The following is a 22,227-nucleotide window of genomic DNA, read 5'->3' as shown; positions in this document are numbered from 1 at the left end:
TGCTATATGTCAAATAGTTATTAATAAGTTTCAACCCTTATTAGAAGACCACTCATCTAAAGAAAATAGCTTTTTAGGTGAAAGAGACCTGATTAAGAAATAATCAGCATTACTTTTAACACACAACTATAAAAAACATCCCCCATGAAAATACTTATTATTGATGATCAAAAATTAGTTTTAATTCCTTTAGAAGCAAGGTTTAAAGAGCTAGGCTACCAAGTAATAACAGAAACAAATGGATTAAAAGGAATAGCGCTGTATAGCTCATTTCAACCCGATTTAGTTATTGTAGATATGAATATGCCTACTATTTCAGGAATGGAAATAATTATGCATATAAGAAATACTAAAAAATCAGAGGTACCTATAATGGTGCTCTCAGGAAATACGGATGATGAGATGATTACGGAGAGCTTTGATATGGGGATTAACGATTATATGAAAAAACCACTAAGTTTGAATGAGGTATGTGCTAGAGTAAAGAGATTAATAGGAGTTCCTAAAAAAGAAGGGGTTAGAAATCGTAATAATACCATAATTCAGCAGAGATGCGTAGGGGTAGTGATACCTTGTTATAATGAAGAGAAAAGATTATTAAGTAAAGAGTTTATTGATTTTGTTGATAAAAATTCAGGGTATGTTTTATGCTTTGTAAATGACGGAAGTACTGATAAAACATTAAAAGTGTTAAATCGATTAAAAGAAGGGAGAGAGGATTTTATAACCGTTTATGATTGTAAAAGAAATGGAGGAAAGGGAGAAGCCGTAAGATTAGGGATGTTGCATATGTTTACCTTTGAATATTTAGATTACATAGGTTTTTTAGATGCCGATTTATCTACAGATTTAGCAGATTTTGATGATTTAGTATCTACTATAGAAAAAACTGAATTTAAAATAGTTAGCGGTTCTAGAATTGCCAGAATGGGAGCGAATATAGCAAAGGATTCAGCTAGAAAAATAATCAGTCTTACTATTAATTATATCATTAGAACAATTTTATCCATGAATTTTAAAGATACCCAATGTGGAGCTAAAATATTTGAAAGAGAAGTTATCAATATTGCTTTTGATAAAAAGTTTGTAACTAAATGGTTGTTTGATGTTGAAATATTTATGAGAATGAAAAAGTATTATGGAATAGAGAAGGCCAGAGCAATGATGTGTGAAAAGCCTCTTAAAAGGTGGGTACATGTTGATGGATCTAAATTATCAATGGCAGATTCCATGAAGATAGTAGGGCAATTGGGGCAAATTGTTTGGGAGTATAGAGGAAAAGAGAACGAGCAGAATACTGATGTTAAAATAATAACAAAAAAGAAATTATTTTGGATCTCTAAAAATTCATAGAAAGCAGATGAAAACTTAAACGAATAAAAAGATTTAAATATTAAAAAAATAACACATGATAAGTACTATCAAAACAACGCTCAATATGTTTTTACTTAAAGGTAGAATTCAAAATTATGCATGGGGAGGTAAAAAGTACTTATCTAAATTATTAGGAGGTAAGACGTCCGCAAAAAATGATGCGGAATATTGGTTAGGGGCTCATAAAAAAGCTCCATCTATAATCAAAACGGGGCGTGGAAATCTATCGTTAGATAAGTATTTAAAATTAAATTTAAAGAGAAACTTAGGAAAAGAAATAGCAACTAAGTATGGGAGGTTACCATTTTTATTTAAAGTTTTAGATGTCAATAGTATGCTTTCTATTCAAGTTCATCCAACAAAAATAGAGGCAGAAATAGGGTTTAAAAGAGAAAATGAATTAGGAATCCCTCTAACTGCAAGCTATAGGAATTTTAAAGATGATAATCATAAACCAGAAATAATGGTAGCACTTAGTGATTTTTGGTTGTTACATGGTTTTTTGACTAAAAGAAAATTAAAAAACAGATTGAAGAATACTCAGGAGCTTTCATGCTTCATGAAAACATTCAAAAAGAAAGGATATTTTGGTTTATATAAGAAAGTAATGGAATTATCAAAAGAAGAAGTGAATACGATATTAATTCCTCTAGGAGAAAGGATAATACCTTTATATAAAAAAGGAAAGCTACATAAAGAAAATCCTGATTATTGGGCAGCAAAAGCAATGAAAACACTTTCAGGTAGAAGGAAAATGGATAAAGGTATTTTTTCTATTTATTTTTTTAATTTGGTAAATGTTCCAAAAGGAGAAGCTATTTTTCAAAAAGCAGGAGTGCCACATGCGTATTTAGAAGGGCAAAATATAGAATTAATGGCTAATTCGGATAATGTTTTAAGAGGAGGTCTAACAAAAAAGCATATAGATGTTCCTGAATTGTTAAAGCATATAGTATTTGAAGGAACAATACCTAATTTACTAAAAGGAACATTACAAAAGAATGGGCTGGAACGGATATACTATACAAGTGCAAAAGATTTTGAACTTAGTAAAATACATATATCAAGAAAAGAAGTCTATAAAGCAAAAGTGCTAACAGTTGAAATATTACTAGTTATGGACGGAGAAGTAACTATTTTAGAAAAAAAATCAGCATTATCCCTAGTAAAAGGGAGATCAGTATTTTTAAAACCAGGAAGTGATTATAGTATTAGTACTAAGAAAACAGCGATAATTTATAAAGCAAAAGTTCCATATTAACTATAGGCTTACTTTGTTAAAAATTAGTGAAGTGAAGAAATATAACGATAAATAGGGGGTAAAATATTTTTTTGGTAAGGTTGAATTGATATTTAGTATGTTTTTTATCCCCTATTTTTAATTAAAAAATAAGAGAAAGAAATGGAAGCTTGTTACATTTAGGCTTTATCAAAAATAATACGTCTAATTTTAAAAAATCATAAGAATAAACATAATTTATTATGAAATTATTTTTAGCCAAGTAAAAATAGATTGTAAAGAGTTATTGAAATCTTTGTAGGCTAATATTATGTGTAACCTTAAATAAATATATTTGATTGATTCATAACATATTTCAATCATTTTTTTTTAAAATAATCATAAAAAGTTTAAAAAAAGAAGTATGTTTGCATCGAAAAAAATAACCATAAAAATAACCCTTCAATGAAAACAGATATATTGACCTCGTCATTATCAGTAGCACCTCCTATAATACTTTTTAAAAAATTGATAAATAAGAAAAATAAAAAGTAAATCTATTTTGCTACCCCCTTTTAATTTATAGCAATAATAATAAAATACCCATTTTTTACATCCAGATTGAAGTAAACTTGATTTAGTAGAGTTTACATAGTCCTATGCGTAATAAATTTAAGCCGAATAGATAACGAAAAATAATCGTTATGTATTTTCTTGTATCATAAAGTTAGTTTAAAACAGGTATTAAAAATGAAATATATGAATAAAAAGTACTTTTTTATGAAAAAGAAAACCTCTAAAAGCAATCTTCTATTTGTAGGAGTGATGTTTTTTTCTTTAAATATCCTTGCAGGTATTTCAAGAGAAAACTCAGCAATTTTAAAAATAGCATCTTCTCAAACTTCTATGTTTCCTATATTTAATCCGATATTGAATACATTAGAAATAAGTCAATATGGAGCCTTAGCCAACGTAGATGAAAAATCTAAGAAAAACAATAAATTAAACGAAGCGATTTTAAAAGACCTCTTTGAAATTGATTTCCCAGAAAAAGGTTTTTATACAACGGGAGACGCACCGTTTTCTCTAGGAATATTTCCATCAGAATTAAATCCAAATATAAACGAAGTTTATTTTTCAGGACCGGGTATCATTGATAGAAAAAATGGGGTATTTGATCCGGTAGCTTCAGGAATTGGTGTTCATGAGGTAACAGTTTCAGGAATCTTATACGGAGAAAAAGTTTCTATAGCTATAGCTATTATTGTAAACGATCAATGTGACCCAGTTACATCAGGAAACCCTGATTTAGATAATGATGGGGTTTCGGATATTTGCGATTCAGATAAAGACAATGATGGAATAACAAATGAAAATGAAAATTGCTTTATCATGGAAACAGTGGGAGGAACTTTTAACACTCCTATTGCTATAGATACAAATCCGACGAATACAACAGTTACAATAAATGCTTTGAACGGAGCTACTTTCGCTCCAAATTTTTCATTAGCTATAGAAGACTCTTATTTAATAAAAAATACAGGAGATAATGATAGGGGGCTATTAAATATTCCTAATATCAATACAAATTTTGTTACATATACTTTCAATACTCCTATTCCAGCAAATCAAATAGGGTTGTTTTTGTATGATATAGATCTTTATCAAGATTTGAAGTTTACCTTCTCAGGGGGTACTGCTACTGCAAATGATTTTAAAAAATCAGATTATTTGGGAGTTTTAAATATGACTTGGGATCCAGCAACAGGAACAGCGGAGCATATTGTAAATACTGCTTCTGCAAATGATCCTATAGAGCAAAATAATTTTATATTTTTATACGGAGATACTGATAAAACAGTAACAAGTATTACAATATCTAATATAGATATAGATAATACAGACACACCTTCAATAATTAATGCAAATAACTTTGTTGGTTTTAGCTTATTTTATAGAAAGAAGAGCTTGGATACAGATAATGATGGAATTCCTGATTGTGAAGACCTTGATAGTGATAATGATGGGTGTTTTGACAGTATTGAATCAGGAGGGGTAGATGATGATATAAATGGGGAGGTAGATGGAGATGGAATTGATGCAGCAGGACTGGTAATTAAATCGGAAAGAAGAAGAGGACCAGGAGCAAATTATAATGGAGTGACAGGAAACGAAATAGTGGCTACTAAAGTGGAAGTAGATGCTACTGCTTTAGAAGATCAAATAGCGGTAAGAGGAGCGGCAGCTACATTTACGATTACTTCTGCATCAGCAATTAGTACAACGGCCTACACAGGGGTGGCTCCTACAACAGTTCCTGATTATACAGATGCTTCTGCAGTAGATGTTTCTGGAGGCATCATTTATCAATGGCTTCAAGATGGATTTAATATTTCTGATGGAGGTGTTTTTTCAGGAACAGATACAAGTACATTAAGAATTAGTGATGTAACTGGTTTAGATGGAAGAGTATATACTTTAGCAATTACGCATTCAGATAATTATTGTACTGATATACAACATGGAGCAACCTTAAAAATAGTTCCATTGATTGATGCAGTAGATGATAACTTTAGTGGAACTGGTGTAAATGGAGCCATAGGAGGAGTTGCTGGAAATGCGGTAGCTAATAATGATACATTGGATGGTGCAGCTATAGTTGTGGGAAATATAACGATTACGACAGAGGCTAATGCTGCAAATATAATAGTAGCATCTAATGGAGATGTTCAAGTGCCAGCAGGAACGCCAGCAGGAATTTATAAGGTTACTTATCAAATTTGTGAAGTAGTAAATCCAACTAATTGCGATACAGCTGTGATAGATGTATTGGTTGTAGCGGAAGTAAATAATGATGATATAAATGCAATGGAAGATACTCCTATAGATATAGATATCTATAATAATGATGGAGGGATTCCAACAAATGGATCTTTAGTAACAACGAATCCAACAAACGGAACGGTAACGATTGATGATGGAGGTACACCAAATGATCCAAGTGATGATGTAGTAACTTATATACCAGATCCAGACTTTAATGGAACAGATTCTTTTGATTATAGTGTTTGTGATAATGCATCGCCAGCAAATTGCGCTACAGCAACGGTAGAGGTAACCGTAATGCCTACACCAGATAGCCAGGATGATATGGCGAGTATTTTAGAGGATATGTCTATAGGAGTGAATATATATGGAAATGATAATGATATTCCAACAAATGGATCTTTAGTAACAACGAATCCAGCAAATGGAACGGTAACAATTGATGATGGAGGTACACCAAATGATCCAAGTGATGACATAGTAACCTATACACCAGATCCAGACTTTAATGGAACAGATTCTTTTGATTATAGCGTTTGCGACAATGCATCACCAGCAAATTGTACTACGTCCACAGTAGAGATAACCGTGATACCTACGCCAGATAGCCAAAATGATGATGAAGAAACAATTGAAGGGACACCGATAGAGGTTGATATTTATGCGAATGATAATGATATCCCAACAAATGGATCTTTAGTAACAACGAATCCAGCAAATGGAACGGTAACGATTAATGATGGGGGTACTCCGAATGATCCGAGTGATGACGTAGTAACTTATACACCAGATGTCGGTTTTGTAGGAACAGATACGTTTAATTATACAGTTTGTAATAAAACGAAGCCGTTGGTTTGTACAACATCAACGGTTACAGTAGTGGTAGTGCCCACACCAGATAGTCAAAATGATATGGCAAATACCACAGAAGATACGCCCGTAATCGTTGCTATCTATACTAATGATAGTAATATCCCAACAGATGGGGTTTTAAATATTACAAACCCTACAAATGGAACGGTGACGATTGACAATGGAGGTACACCAAATGATCCAAGTGATGACATAGTAACCTATACACCAGATCCAGACTTTAATGGAGCAGATTCTTTTGATTATACGGTTTGTGATAATGCATCGCCAGCAAATTGTACTACATCAACGGTAAATGTATCGGTAGGGGCTACACCAGATAGTCAGAATGATACGGCAAATACGATAGAAGATACAGCAGTAACTGTTGACATTTATGGAAATGATAATGATATTCCAACAAATGGATCTTTAGTAACAACGAATCCAGCAAATGGAACGGTGACGATTGATAATGGAGGTACACCAAATGATCCAAGTGATGACGTAGTAACTTATACACCAGATGCTGATTTTAATGGAACAGATTCTTTTGATTATACGGTTTGTGATAATGCATCGCCAGCAAATTGTACTACATCAACGGTAAATGTATCGGTAGGGGCTACACCAGATAGTCAGAATGATATGGCAAATACGACAGAAGATACGCCCGTAATCGTTGCTATCTATACCAATGATAGTAATATCCCAACAGATGGAGTTTTAAATATTACAAACCCTACAAATGGAACGGTGACTATTGATAATGGAGGTACACCAGATGATCCAAGTGATGACATAGTAACTTATACACCAGATGCTGATTTTAATGGAACAGATTCTTTTGATTATACGGTTTGTGATAATGCATCGCCAGCAAATTGTACTACATCAACGGTAAATGTATCGGTAGGGGCTACACCAGATAGTCAGAATGATACGGCAAATACCACAGAAGATACAGCAGTAACTGTTGACATTTATGGAAATGATAATGATATTCCAACAGATGGATCTTTAGTAACAACGAATCCTACAAATGGAACGGTGACTATTGATAATGGAGGTACACCAAATGATCCAAGTGATGACGTAGTAACTTATACTCCAGATGCTGATTTTAATGGAACAGATTCTTTTGATTATACGGTTTGTGATAATGCATCGCCAGCAAATTGTACTACATCAACGGTAAATGTATCGGTAGGGGCTACACCAGATAGTCAGAATGATATGGCAAATACGACAGAAGATACGCCCGTAATCGTTGCTATCTATACCAATGATAGTAATATCCCAACAGATGGAGTTTTAAATATTACAAACCCTACAAATGGAACGGTGACTATTGATAATGGAGGTACACCAGATGATCCAAGTGATGACATAGTAACTTATACACCAGATGCTGATTTTAATGGAACAGATTCTTTTGATTATACGGTTTGTGATAATGCATCGCCAGCAAATTGTACTACGGCAACAGTAAATGTGTCGGTAGGAGCTATACTTGATAGCGAAGATGACGTAGCAAATACCACAGAAGATACAGCAGTAACTGTTGACATTTATGGAAATGATAATGATATTCCAACAAATGGATCTTTAGTAACAACGAATCCAGCAAATGGAACGGTAACAATTGATAATGGAGGTACACCAAATGATCCAAGTGATGATGTAGTAACTTATACACCAGACGCTAGTTTTATAGGAACGGATAGTTTTGATTATACAGTTTGTGACAATGCATCCCCCGCAAATTGTACCACTTCAACAGTAAGAGTAAATGTAACCCCAATGTCAGGAAATGATATAGCTAGTACAGGAGAAGATACTCCAGTAACCGTTGATATTTATACCAATGATAGTAACGTACCAACTAGTGGAAATTTAACCACAACAGATCCCGTAAATGGAACGGTGACGATTGATAACGGAGGCACACCAAATGACCCAAGCGATGACATAGTAACCTATACTCCTAATCCGGATTTTAGTGGAACAGATAGTTTTCAATATACTATTTGTGATAATGCATCACCCGCAAATTGTACTACGGCAATTGCTATAATAATTGTAGAACCAGATACAGATGAAGATGGTATAGTAGATTCAATAGATTTAGATGATGATAATGATGGAATTTTAGATGTAAATGAGAAACCGTGTTTTGTTTCATTAGAAAACTTTGGTTCAGGAAAGGGGAATATTCTAATAAATCATTCAAATGTGCCAGTAGGTAATGTAGGAGATGTTAGAATAGGTTCAAATCCTGACTTCGTAGGAAAACCGTGGTTCCAATCAAAGTCAGGAGCAGATGCAACAGGAGATCCAGAAGGAAGATATTTATCGTTAGATAACCCTAAAGGATCAGCGCCTGTTTTAATATATAAAGAAAGTATTAATGTAGAAGTAAATCAAGAATATTCCTATAGTTTCTTTGCAGCAGCAGCCAAAGAAGCTATAGGGAAACAAGCAATTGCTTACCCTGATGCTAGAATTGAGGTAAAAGATGATTTAGGAATGGTACTACAAACTATAAATACAGGTACGTTTACATTAGACTGGAAAAAATTTGAATTATTATTTACATCGACTACTACTACGGTAACTGTAGAGATTTATAATAATAATATAAGAGAATTGGATAATACTTTATTGATAGATGAAATCTTTGTGTCTTTAGCATCGGTATCTTGTGATACTGATGGAGATGGTATTCCTAATTATTTAGATTTAGATTCTGACAATGATGGGTGTAATGACGTAATAGAGTCAGGAGGAATTGATGAAGACAATGATGGTATTGCAGATGGAGATGGATTTAATAATGTAGGGCAAGTAACTACTGGAGGAGCTATTTTAACTACCAATTATGATGGTGTAACAGGAAGAGAAGATAGTGCTGTTCAGTTGACGGTAGATGCTAGCGAATTAATAGATCAAGAAGTTTCTAGAGGTAGCGCAACTACATTTACAATTAGCAATGCAACAGCTATAAAAGCAGTTGCTTATTCAGGAGCAGCATCATCCACAGTTCCAGATTATACAGCGGCGTCAGCAATAGATATTTCAGATGCTATTATTTATCAGTGGCAAGAAGATGGGATAGACTTATCAGATGAAGGAGTCTATTTAGGTGCAAAAACGAAGACTTTAAGTATCAGCGATGTATCAGGTTTGGATGGAAAAGTATATACGCTAACAGTAACTCATCCTGATAATATTTGTGGAAGCGTAGCGCATAGTGCTACTTTAAATGTTACACTAGGTGATCCGGATATTACTATTTATAACGAGCTTACGCCTAATGGCGATGGTGATAATGACACTTTTTATATTGATGCTATCAACAAATACCCGAATAATAGTTTAGAGATTTATAATAGATGGGGTAATTTGGTATATAGTAAGAAAGGATATGATAATACTTTTGAAGGAATTTCAAATGGTCGTGTAAATATAAGTGAGGGGTCTAAGTTACCAGCAGGAACCTATTTTTATGTATTAGATTTGAGCAAAGTAGGGAAAGAGCCTTTAAAAGGATGGTTATACATTAATAGGTAGGTAGTATAAATTCAGAGGAAACATGAGATTAACACAAATACAAAGCAATATGAATATTTCATTACAACGCAATATTTTATTACTAGGAATATTCTTGCTATCATTTACAATATATGGTCAGCAAGACCCTCAGTACACACAGTATATGTATAATACGATGAGTGTAAACCCTGCGTATTCTGGATCGCGGGGGCATACAACAATTACAGGTTTGGCACGTACACAATGGGTAGGATTTACAGGAGCCCCACAAACACAAACACTAAGTTACGATACTCCACTAGGTTATAGTGGGGTAGGCTTAGGGGTTAATTTGGTAAATGATAAGATTGGTCCCGTAAATGAAACGTCGTTAGATGTGAATACTTCTTACACTTTGCGTACTAGTGATGAAGGGAACTTTGCCTTCGGACTAAAACTAGGAGCTCGTTTGTTTAATATTGATTGGAGCAAAGGGAGGTATCGACATATCACAGATAAATTATTGAATGAAAATATCAATAATAAGTTTTTACCTACGGTAGGAGCAGGGTTGTATTATTATACCCCAAAATGGTATGCAGGTATTTCTGTTCCAAATTTCTTACGAACGGATCATTATGATAATGATTTAGAATCTGTAGCAGCAGAGCGTATGCATTATTTTTTAATAGCAGGATATGTTTTTGATTTAAACGATCGTATAAAGTTTAAACCTGCGGTTTTAACAAAAGTGGTATCCGGAGCACCTTTATCTTTAGATGTTTCAGCGAACTTTTTATTCCATGATCGATTCAATGCAGGTATTTCTTGGCGTTGGGATGATTCGATCAGTGGTATTTTAGGATTTCAAGTAACGGAGGGTCTTCATATAGGATATGCTTATGATTTGACAACGAGTAATTTGCAGAATTACAATTCAGGAACTCATGAGATTATGTTACGCTATGAGATCTTTAAGGAGGTAAGCGTACTATCACCAAGATTTTTTTAACTCAAATAAGGAACAGTTATGAAACACTATATATTAATATTCGTTGCCTTATTGGTAACCACGTTTAGTTTTGGTCAGCGAAAATATGCTGCGGACCGGTATTTTAAAGAATACTCTTATAAAAAGGCATCAAAATTATACAAGAGATTGTATGATAGAGGAGATCGATCACAATTAGTTTTGGAACGTTTAGGAGATTGCCATTACCTTAATTCAGAAACGAAGGAAGCATCACATTGGTATGGAGAGTTATTAAGCAAGTATGCGTCCAGTGTATCTCCGGAGTATTTATTTAAATATGCTCAAAGTTTAAAGAGTAATGGGGAGCAATCTTTATCAGATAGTTGGATGTTAAAGTTTAGCGCATTAAAAAAGGGAGATAGCCGTGGTGGTGAATTATTAACTAATAAAAATTACTTTTCAGCCTATACCAACAAGCCTGATACTTATTTGAATATACATAATTTATCAAGCAATACGAAGTACTCTGACTTTGGAGGTTTTATTCAAGGAAATAAATTTTACTTTGCATCTTCAAAGCCAGTAGGAATCAATTCGAGGTTGTATAAATGGAATAAGCAACCTTATCTAAACTTATATAAATCTGTTATAGAATTAGGAGATATTGAGGGATCGTTGGATGATATTCTTGACGTCAATGATGTAGAATCATTAAAATCACCAATAGCAACAGAATACCATGAGTCAAATGCAATATTCACCAAAGATGGCCAAACGATGTACTTTACACGTAATAACTATGATGGAAAGCGTTTGCATAAAGATAAAAAACGAACGTCTCGTTTAAAAATATATAAATCCATATTAAAAAACGGAGAATGGACCACTCCAGAGGAACTCCCTTTTAACAATCCATCCTACTCCGTAGGGCATCCAGCATTAAGTGTAGATGAGCAAACGTTGTATTTTGTATCAGATATGCCTGGAGGATTAGGATCTTCAGATATTTATAAAGTATCTATAGAAGCATCAGGAGGTTATGGGAAACCAGAAAACTTAGGAAGGCCAGTTAATACAGAAGGTAGAGAGATGTTTCCATTTATAGGATCAGACGAAACGTTGTATTTTTCGTCAGATGGTCATTTGGGCTTAGGGCTATTAGATATCTTTGAAAGTAAAAAAGAAAACGGTATTTATGTGCGACCAGAAAATTTAGGAAGTCCAACCAATAGCAATCGCGATGATTTTTGTTTTATATTAAATAAAGAATTAAATAAAGGATTCTTTTCATCGAATAGAGAAGGAGGTAAAGGAGATGATGATATTTATAGTTTTTTAATTTATGATTGTACCCAGTCTATCGTAGGAATTGTAACAGATACTCGTACAGGAGCGAGTTTAGCAGGAGCTACTGTTAAATTAATAGATGAATCAGGAGCTATTGTAATGACTAAAGAAACCGATGAAAGAGGAAAATATAATTTTGAAAAAGTAGATTGTAAATCAAACTACGTAGTTTTAGCAGAAAAACTAGATTATAAATCGGCGCAAAAGAAAGTAGTAACAAATAGCGAGTCAAATTATAGAAATGAAGCTGATTTAGGATTAACTCCGTTGATTGTAGAGGATCAGATTGTAATTAACCCAATTTATTTTGACTTTGATAAATGGAATATCCGTGAAGATGCAGCGTATGAACTAGAACATATTGTATCTGTAATGAATAACCACCCGAATATGGTGATTAAAATTGAGTCGCATACAGATAGTCGAGGGTCAAAATTATACAATCGTAAGTTATCAGATAACAGAGCAAAATCTACCCGAGATTATTTAATTTCACGAGGTATTGAGGGTTCAAGAATAGCGAGTGCAATAGGATATGGCGAAGATCAATTATTAAATCATTGTGATGACGCACATAGAAATAAGTGTAGTGAAGAAGAACATCAACTAAATCGAAGATCTTATTTTTATATTGTAAAGAAATAATGAGTAAGCTTGTTTAATTTACGGGTTTAAACAAGGCAAATGCGCTTTAGAGTAAGATATACTCTAAGGCGTTTTTTATTACACCAAAAAATGCACAATTAAGATTGATTGTAGGAATTAGCATTAGAAATGAGAGAGGTTAATGAAGAATGTTAATTCATAGCAGTAATTGTTAAAAGAGAGATAATAGGAGTCTGTAAAAAGGTTAAAATAGTATTAAAAACGATGCTCTGAGAAAGGTTCATTTGATTTATATTGAAATAAAATGTACGTTTGATTAACGTTGCATAACAAACAGTAAAAGTAAATATGTTTGAACAAATAGAGGGATAAAACCTTGTGTAGAATTGCAATAAATAAAGAATAGCAATAAAAAATGGAGCTACAAGCAAACAAAACAGAAAGAATACACTCATTAGATTCTTTGAGAGCAATTATGATGTTGTTAGGAATTGTAATTCACTCAGCAATTCCCTATACAGTAACTGAGTTTGGATTTCATAAAGATCCAAATACAACGCACATAACTGTTGATATTATTTTTGTATTAATACACTCTTTTCGTATGCCTATTTTTATGGTTATAGCAGGGTTCTTTGGAGCAATGCTATTTTACGAAAGAGGTATTTATAAAATGTTAAAAAATAGAGTTACTAGGGTAGTCTTTCCTTTTATAGTCTTTCTCTTATTGCTTCATCCAACCCTTCAATTTGCTCAACTTTTTGCAAAAGCAGTTTTTTCAGGAAGTAATTATCCTATAAAAGAAGCTGCTGCTTATTTTACAAACCTTCTTAGTTTTTTACCGAATGTTACATGGCACCTCTGGTTTTTATATTATCTGATATACTTTGTAATTACTTCCGTTATCATAGCTACAGTTTTTAAAAAGGTACCTAAAAAGCACACTACTGGTTTTTTACAGATTTCTAATAATATTTTTAAAAAACCATTTTTAAGAGTTTTTATTTTTGCAGGAATGACTGCGTTTGTTTTTTTAATAATAGGAACACCATCTATTCCACATTCTAATTCCTTCAAACCTAGCTTAAATGTGTTTATCTTTTACTTTTCTTTTTATATGGTTGGTTGGATTTTATACAAATCTAAAGAACAATTAAATAGTTTTAAGCAATTAGATTGGATGTGTACAATTTTAGCACTTGTTTTATTTACGATAGGATTGAGTATAGAGCAATCAAAATTAATAGCAGCACCTTATGGAAATATGATCAAGATACTTGTTCAATCTTTAGAAGTATGGTTATTCATTTTTGGAATAACTGGATTGTTTATTAGATATGCGAGTAACCATTCAGCAAGAATGAGGTATATTTCCGATGCATCTTATTGGGTATATCTAGTACACTATACCCTAACCATTTTTATAGCACCATTGCTAATTGGTTGGGAAGTACATGCCATCACTAAATTTGTAATAGTCATTATTAGTACTACCATTATTTCTTTTACAAGCTATCATTATCTAGTAAGAAGTACATTTATAGGAAAGTTTTTAAATGGAAGGAAATATTCAAGAAAAATAACTGATACAAAAAAAGAAAAAGAGCGAAAACCTTTACATCCTGCTCTGGATAAATAATTAGGTATCTATCTAATGTTTTATAAATAAATTGAAGAACCCAATTATTGAATCAGAGCTATTTGCTAATAGACCTTCAATCCTCTTGCTGGATAAGAAATGATCTCTTTAGATATTTTTAAAACCTTTTTGGAAAGAGTTGTTTCAAGATGTTAGGCATACTAGTAAACGTGAGTTCGACTTAACTTATTCCATGATTAGGTAAGAATCTTTGTATTTTAATGCTCGGTTTTGATTCAAGAAAAGAGTAAGCAATCAATCCAGCAATTAGGTTTCCTAAGAAGTTATCAAACGAGCGATGTCTAGAATGTTCAATCTGACAGGTATTTTTTAATACGTCATTTACAGATTCTATAATGGCTCTTTTTCTTAAGTAAACTTTATCCATAAAATCAAGAGCTTTCTTCTTCATGTTTTTTCTTAATTTGGTAATTAAATGGATACCATCCACAAATAATTTATCGAATAAATCTTTGCCTAAATAACCTTTATCACCATATATTTTTCCAAATATCTTATCGTGAAAGCACTTGTTCTTTAAAGGATTCTGTCATCTTCATTTGCTTTAGTAATCATAAAATCAACTATTTGTCCTTTATCATTACAGACTAAATGAAGTTTAAAACCGTAGAACTAACCGAATGTTCCGTAATTTTTTTCTGCGATTCCTTTAAATACCTTGTGTTGTTTTTCTCTTTTATAATGACTCACTTTTAGTGCTGTGGAATCAATAAAAGAGATACCAGAACACTTTCCTAATCCGTGTAATTTTAAATACACTGCTAAAGGTGGAATAACTTTCTTTTGTAGTTCTACAAATCAATTATAGGAGACAAGATCAGGAAAGAAATAATCCATGTATTTTGCACACATAATACAAATAAAAGTGTTTTAAATTTCGATAGGATTTTAGATGAAAAATAACCATAATGGTCATTACTTCACTTTTACTCATTTTGGATTTTCTCTTGCGCTTTTTAACTTTAGAACTCTCTGAAATACTGTTTTTTATTAAAACTGTTTAAATTTTTTTCATAAAATCGTCAAGATTACAAAATATTTCAATTATTTTAGTGTCAGAAATCATAAGCAGAATAATTTTAGTTTGTTGGAATTCAGTACTTTAATATACTAAATTTTCTGCTTTTTTACTATAGTAAAAATAGATTTCTTACGTCGAACTCACGTTAACTATTGAATTCTTAATCAGATTTTTATGAATAAGGCCTGTTTTTATCATGAAAACTAATTAACGTGAGCATCTTCTCCAAGAGCGACAAATGAGATATAAATTCATTTTAAAAAATGTAAGTGTATATCCTGTTGAGAAGATGTGTAAATGTATGAAAGTTAGCAAAAATGCTTATTACTATTGGTTAAAACACAAGGATGTAATAAAAATACTACCCTCTAAGGTTTTACTCAAAGAGAGAATTAAATTTCATTTCGAACAAAGTAGAGAAATTTACGGAAGCTATCGTATTCAAAAAATGTTGGAAAGAGAAGGTTTAGTTTATGCACGTTCTTATACTGGGCTACTAATGAAACAACTAAGACTAAAAAGTATTATAAAAAGGAAATATGTAGCGACTACTAACTCCTATGATAATTTATCGATTGCTAAAAACGAATTAGATAGAAATTTTACAAGTTTAAAATTAGGAGAAAAATGGGTTTCTGATACTACTAATGCAGTAGCAGAGAGCTTTTTTAAAACAATTAAGCACGAATAGGTTATACCATTTTAAATATGGTTATTATAAACAATTATTCAGCAGTATTGAAGGTTACATAAATAGGTATAATAACGAAAGACTTCACTCTAGTCTAGGGTATATTTCTCCTTTAGAAATGGAAGTCAAAATAAGAATGAGTTTTAACAAAGAGGTTTGATGAAATTAATCCCAAATTTATTAGGTAGTCCAGGTTAAATTGTCCTGTTTTATCGTATTTCTTACTTGGTAGCCAAATTTCTGTATCACTAACAAAATTAGGTTTGACCAAAAAGCCTTTCCTTTTAAAGTATTCGTGTATGAGTGCGTTGTAATACCGTTTTAATATAGAAACCGATATTGCTGAATTGTGAACTCTAAATGAGCGTTCTTCTCCGTTTTCATCTTCCTTTATCTCATAGCTTGGATTAACCGCTTTGGTAACTGGATAAAAGCCTTCAACTTCTGTTGTGAATGATGTATAATAATGCTCGTGTTCTCCAAACTCCTCAATAACCTCATCAGGAACTAACTTGTGAAATATCCTTGTTAGGCTTTCATTTTCTACATTAGTAAAGTAGAGTGTTAGTTCTTCCTGTGGATGGTTAAAAGTTAATATGTTGAAACAGTGATTTTGCATTATCTAATGAGTATTTCTATCTGCTTTATATTAGTATTTCATATTTATCTGATACAAATTGATTTATACGCTTTTTAGAATTAAAGCTTAAAAGCTCTGTTTTCTCTCTATCAGATAACTCACATACCCCAAAATGTTTTACATAGTTTTTAGCGTAGGAATAATAGCCCGAAGAGTATGGTTTACTTGTATTTTTCATATAATAATCAAATACATCAGATTCAAGTATTCTTTTTAGAATTAGAAGCTCTTCCTCAGATTCAGAAAAAATTGCATATCCGCAATAAATAAGCATATCTGAGTTATCAGTAAATACAAAATGAGGCTTTTTAGCCATATAAGGGAATAAAAGTTTTAACCCTTTATCATTTAGAGCTTGTGTTCTACCAAAGGCAAACCACGCACCATAATCTCCATTTCCTTTATCTCTTTCGTCAAGTTGACTCTTATAATCTAAAAGATAATTATATGCCAATGGAAACTCGTCTTGGAGTTTACTTTCCTTCATTAAAGAGAGTGGGGCTATACCATTTGTATAGGGGTAAATTATTTTCTCTTTAACTTCATCAATTTCATTTTCAGTTTTAAGGATATTTGGCTTGATGATCTCTCTACATATAGTCTTTTCAACAGAGTATTCTTTCTTGTCTTTTATAAAGTAATAATTTGAATCATCCTCATTTATAGGTTTAAAAATGTATACATCATTACTCAATGTGGCTATTCCATTTTTAATACTGTATAATTGATCTAAGCTTGGTCCTGCATTTTCAATTCTGTTGATATTAGAAACAATCTTTGTATTATTTAAAAGCCATCCCCTATGATGGTTTAAGTTATTGTAATTAAGAATTGAATAGTTAAAACTTTTTTTATTTAATAAATCTTTTGAAGTAGCTTTTGTGTAGGAAACATTGCCATCATTTTGTTTATCAATAAAACAGATGCAAGTATATGTTAGTCGCTTTTCAAATATTTGCTCGTGACCAAAATTGATAATCGTTAAAGGAAACTCATTATTAGATAGATAATTCCTTAGACCTCTTGCATTAACACTTTTGAAAAATGAGTTAACAGTAATATAACCAAGAACACCATTAGAATTTAACCAGTGCATACCAATTTCAAAAAAGGGAAGGTATAAATCTGGATTACCAGAAGAAGCAACTTTCCAATTTTTAAGTAGCTTCTTTGAAGCACTATCTATATGTTTTGCTCTTACATAAGGAGGGTTCCCTACAACTATATCAAAGCCTTTGTTATTTTTTACTGACGAAATTTTATGCCAATCAAAATTCAAGGCATTGCCTTCAAATAAATTGAAGCTAAATCCTTCTTCATCTTCCCCTTCTACAATTACCAAAAGTGATAATAAGATTTTAGCTCTTTGTAAACTGTTAGAACTTATGTCAAGCCCATACAATTGAGAAAATATATCTCTATATGGTTGCTGAGTTTTGTGTTTTAACTTTTTAGCTGAAGAATAAAGAAATGCACCACAACCACAAGAAATATCAGCTACTAATACTGTATCTAATTTATCTATGAATTTTGTTAGTGTAGTATCTACTATATAATCCTTTATAACATCAGGAGTATATACAGCACCATTAGTCTGCTGCTCATCTCTTGGGATTGCTATTTCAAAAAGTTCGATTAGAGATTGAGTAGAAAGTTCAGAACCGATTTGAGGTAAAACACTCAATACCAGTTCGTGGTCTTTTTCAAGAAGTTGATCTTTTATAAATTTATTCTTAACATCATAAATACCCCTTGAATAAAGGTAAACAGATGTAAATAATTGATCTAAAAAGGCGTTATCTTCCGAATGCTTCTTTACTATATTTTCAAATATTTTTTTCATTTTACATCCAGTTATTTAAGAATGTTACCCTGTTCACATTACGACCTCTTTCATTAAAAAAGGCGATTTGTTCTTCAGTTAATCCATATAATGAATAAACTAAATTGTCCAACTGATTCCAGAGCTGTCTTAATACAGGTATTAAAGTGTTTCTGTTGTTTGGGTTTCTACGATACTGATCTTGCCTATTTTTTATATCTCTTGAAACTGTAGCAAGTTGATTTACCAACTCAGGAGAATTATTGAAATTTTCAACAGGAAATGGAATTGGTTCTAAAAACTGCTTATTAAACTTGAAATATCCATTAGACTGAGGGTTTGCAATAGAACGACCCAAAACAGAAAATACAATTGAATTTATTATTCCCGATACAGCAAAAAGGCGATCTTCTGAAACTTCATCAATTTGAATAAAAAACATATTCGCATTATCACAATAAATTTGTTCTGATAAAGTGACAGTTGCAAAAGTGTCCATTGTAGTCATAGGCACAAGGACTTTTGGGTATACGTGTTCTATATTATTAGCTCTGGTATAAATATGCCAATAATCTACGGTATACCTTTGTGGGTTTCTAATTGGCATTGTTTGAACACCACCATTAGCCGTTGGACCTTCTAATCTTGCTCTCTGACCATCCAAATATGCACCTGCCAACGGAAAACGTTCACAAAATTCAGGATAAGGAATTTCTCTTTTTTCTCCATCAATTATATCGTATGGAAATATTACATAGGTGTCCGTTGTATCTGGTCTAAAAGGATAAAATTGAATATTACACATTAATGGTCTGCAAGCTCCTTCCTCAATAGTAATTTCATCCTGCCAATTAGAACGCCCTGTAATTATACCTTCTGAAATATCTATTGCATTAATATGATAAGCTTCATTCTTTAAAGCTTGTAGACCTACTTTTACATTAACAACATCACCAAAAGTTCCTAATTCTGCCAAATCAAGTTTTATGCGTAGTAAACTTGGGTCATCAAAACTCCAAGGGTTTGCAGTTATTGATTCACTTGGTAGATTGTAAAATGGTGTTTCGTCAATTTCAGCAATCGATAATTCACGAAGATAAGCGGGTAATGTTTCAATACTATCTTCCGTTTTGTGGTAATAAAATTGCTCATTAGGTGATTTACTTAGAACAAGAGTTGCCACATAGGTCATTTTTCCTTTAAAAATGCTTTGTGTGGTAAAATCAACTATCGTTGATAGATGGTTTCCAGATGAGATTAATTCACGAATCTTACTACCATAATCTGTTTTAAAAAATCGTTTTTGAACAATAAAACCTAAACGACCGTTGTCATTCAACACAGATAATCCTCTTTCCACAAAAGGGACGGCAAGGTCAATTTTACCATTATTCCCTGTTGTATATGTATCCTTGATAAAGGAGTGCATAAAAGGTAATTCAGTATTAAAGTGTTTAACTTCAACATAAGGAGGGTTACCTACTATAAAATCAAATCCTCCATTATTGTCGAAAACATCACGAAAATAATCATCAGTTTGCCAATCAAAAGGTCGGGTTTTAAAAAGCTCTTCATCATTGGCTAAAATTTCAGGGTATTGAGTGAGAACAGATGAATCAACAAGAGAATTGCCACATCTTACATTTAAACCTATACCATTTAATATTTGCTCACCGAATAAACCTATTTGTTCAGAAGCTTCAGGATATTCTTCATTGTCAATAGCTTTAAGAGCAAGAGACATTTTCGCAACCTCTACAGCTTCAGGGTCAATATCAACACCATAGATACAATTCTTTATTATAGCCTGCTTTCCTCTAAGGTTTAATATAAGCTCGGTTTCTGTATGACTGAATAAATGGCTATATGCCTCGTTAGGTGCAATACTCTGAATTTCGAGAACTATGTCTTCTAAATAATCATAAAGACCTATCAAAAAGACCCCACTACCACAAGCAATATCTAACGCAGATATACCTAAAACACCCTCAACACCTGAATCTATAAGATTTTGTTTTATTAAGGTTCTTTTTAATATGTCATCTACTAAGAATTGTGGTGTACTTACTGCTCCCTTTGATTTGATGTACTCAGTTTTTAGAATATCTGAAACACCCTCCTCAGTTAATATCAGCTTTTTTGAAAGGAAGATTTCATAAATGTCCCCAAGAAGTTTAGTTGGGATTACATCAAACCTATAAGGAGATGGGTAGTATAGATATGATAAGAGTTCATCAAAAATTTCATTATTAATTGTGAGGTTATGAATACTATCAATACGATCAAATAAAGGACCATCATAATGTTGATAGAAATCTAAATATGAAGATTCTTTAAATCTCTCCCAAAAACCTTCTTGTTTAAATTGCAGTAATAGACCATTTTCTTCTAATCTCCTTGCTTCACATACTCTGATAAAAAGGATTCTGTTTATAATAACCTGAACAACATAGCTTAACAATGATGTGTCATTTGCTATAGCTTCATTATTATTTTCAAGAATATTAGCCGCTAATGTAAGTCTAAAGCCAGATAAGAAATTTGCAAAAGCAAAATCAGGACTAACCTTTTTAATTCCTTCAACCTCATTACCTGAATATAATTCCGCCAATCTTCCTCCATAAATATTTGGCTTGAATAGATGATTATCTAAAAGTTCAAAATTATCAATATACTCATCTACAGTTAAGAAAATTCTACCAAATTCTGCTGCTTGTTCTCTGTTGGGGATATAACCACAATCATAAATCGCAAACTGTTCAAAATTTGATATGAAAGCACAAGGTGCTAAAATTGACCAACCATATGATTTAATCTGAAAGGATGCAGAAGTATCTGTATTCAAATCTACAGTTATATCCTTTGCATCTAAAAATGTAAGCTTTTCTTTGCCTAATTTGAATGTATAGTCAGGTCGAATACTTGTAGATCCAATTTCTCTTAATCTATCCCTTTCTGCTTGTGTTAGTGTTTTTTCTTGTAGTATTTGAGAAGTGTCTTGTACATCCCATCCGAAAATACCCAACATTTCATTTAGCCAGGTACGAATAGTCTCTTCAGAAGTTAAGTCGAGGCGACCTTCTTCTTTAAATTGGTTATATCTATTAACAAGGTTTGTTAATGCTTCACGTCTTTGTTCAATGCTCATTGTTCGTCAAAATCAAGTGAGCCTTGTTCCAAGCTCTTGTTCTTTAAATATTTTATTTTTTCCTCTGCCACTTTCAGAATTTCATTTGGATTTTCTTCTGCCAATAATTCATTTGCTACTTTATCACTCATCAGAATTAAACCAAGAGTATTTTCATCTTCACTAAACATTTTAGCCAAAATGGGAACCATTTCTTTATTTGCAGACCTTTCACCTCTTTCAATTTTACTTAATGTAGATGGGTCAATATCAAGTGATGCTGCTACCTTTCTAAGTGGTAAGCCTGATTGCTCTCTTAAATTCCTTATGTGTTCACCAAATGTTTCGTTTATAGACATTTCTTGTTTTTTCTGGAAAAATAAATTTGGACATCTTTTGTCAAAGATAGGATTGTTTTCTTAAATTTTATTTCGATTTTACAAAAACTTATCAGTCTGAGAATTGCAAGGAAACAGAGGAAACCAAGGATAGTTAATCCTTAGCATCCTCAACACCCTTACTTTCCTCAATAGAG

Annotated in this window: 10 protein-coding genes and 2 pseudogenes; 7 read left to right on the top strand and 5 right to left on the bottom strand. The window is 32.3% G+C overall.

Annotation, left to right across the window (positions count from 1 at the left end):
- Positions 1–144: 144 nt before the first annotated feature.
- The 6 genes from MARIT_RS08590 to MARIT_RS08565 all read left to right on the top strand — a co-directional run bounded on the left by MARIT_RS08590 (position 145) and on the right by MARIT_RS08565 (position 14,370).
- The gene (locus MARIT_RS08590; RefSeq protein WP_100211301.1) at positions 145–1,353 is read left to right on the top strand and encodes a response regulator; all 1,209 of its coding nucleotides are present in this window, start codon (positions 145–147) and stop codon (positions 1,351–1,353) included.
- Between the two features lie 85 nt (positions 1,354–1,438).
- Positions 1,439–2,635, top strand: a complete 1,197-nt coding sequence (gene manA, locus MARIT_RS08585; RefSeq protein WP_100212022.1) for a mannose-6-phosphate isomerase, class I — start codon at positions 1,439–1,441, stop codon at positions 2,633–2,635.
- Positions 2,636–3,352: 717 nt separating this feature from the next.
- Positions 3,353–9,844: an Ig-like domain-containing protein gene (locus tag MARIT_RS08580; protein WP_162288610.1), complete on the top strand. Its 6,492-nt coding sequence runs from the start codon at positions 3,353–3,355 to the stop codon at positions 9,842–9,844.
- A 22-nt stretch (positions 9,845–9,866) separates the two neighbouring features.
- Positions 9,867–10,817, top strand: coding sequence for a PorP/SprF family type IX secretion system membrane protein (locus tag MARIT_RS08575; protein WP_231975126.1), 951 nt, complete (start codon positions 9,867–9,869; stop codon positions 10,815–10,817).
- A gap of 18 nt (positions 10,818–10,835) precedes the next feature.
- On the top strand, positions 10,836–12,770 hold the full coding sequence (locus MARIT_RS08570; RefSeq protein ID WP_100211298.1) for an OmpA family protein: 1,935 nt from the start codon (positions 10,836–10,838) through the stop codon (positions 12,768–12,770).
- A 376-nt stretch (positions 12,771–13,146) separates the two neighbouring features.
- On the top strand, positions 13,147–14,370 hold the full coding sequence (locus MARIT_RS08565; protein ID WP_100211297.1) for an acyltransferase family protein: 1,224 nt from the start codon (positions 13,147–13,149) through the stop codon (positions 14,368–14,370).
- A 181-nt stretch (positions 14,371–14,551) separates the two neighbouring features.
- Here the strand turns inward: MARIT_RS08565 and MARIT_RS16240 are convergent.
- A pseudogene (locus MARIT_RS16240) lies at positions 14,552–15,457 on the bottom strand (IS982 family transposase).
- A gap of 169 nt (positions 15,458–15,626) precedes the next feature.
- Here MARIT_RS16240 and MARIT_RS15905 point away from each other — a divergent pair.
- Positions 15,627–16,263, top strand: a pseudogene (locus tag MARIT_RS15905) (IS3 family transposase); the annotation flags it as partial.
- Here the strand turns inward: MARIT_RS15905 and MARIT_RS08545 are convergent.
- From MARIT_RS08545 to MARIT_RS08530, 4 genes are read right to left on the bottom strand one after another with little or no spacing between them, the layout of a single operon-like run.
- Positions 16,216–16,722, bottom strand: coding sequence for a hypothetical protein (locus tag MARIT_RS08545; RefSeq protein ID WP_100211295.1), 507 nt, complete (start codon positions 16,720–16,722; stop codon positions 16,216–16,218). The pseudogene MARIT_RS15905 and the gene MARIT_RS08545 sit on opposite strands and share 48 nt — an antisense overlap.
- A 25-nt stretch (positions 16,723–16,747) precedes the next feature.
- Positions 16,748–18,586, bottom strand: coding sequence for an Eco57I restriction-modification methylase domain-containing protein (locus MARIT_RS08540; protein WP_100211294.1), 1,839 nt, complete (start codon positions 18,584–18,586; stop codon positions 16,748–16,750).
- A 1-nt stretch (position 18,587) separates the two neighbouring features.
- Positions 18,588–21,713, bottom strand: coding sequence for an Eco57I restriction-modification methylase domain-containing protein (locus tag MARIT_RS08535; protein WP_100211293.1), 3,126 nt, complete (start codon positions 21,711–21,713; stop codon positions 18,588–18,590).
- On the bottom strand, positions 21,710–22,051 hold the full coding sequence (locus MARIT_RS08530) for a helix-turn-helix domain-containing protein (RefSeq protein ID WP_100211292.1): 342 nt from the start codon (positions 22,049–22,051) through the stop codon (positions 21,710–21,712). Before MARIT_RS08530 ends, MARIT_RS08535 begins: the two co-directional genes overlap by 4 nt.
- Between the last annotated feature and the right edge of the window lie 176 nt (positions 22,052–22,227).

This window comes from Tenacibaculum maritimum NCIMB 2154, from assembly GCF_900119795.1.
GTDB classification, from domain to species: Bacteria; Bacteroidota; Bacteroidia; order Flavobacteriales; family Flavobacteriaceae; genus Polaribacter; species Polaribacter maritimus.
This window is presented reverse-complemented; position numbering and strand designations above follow the sequence as displayed.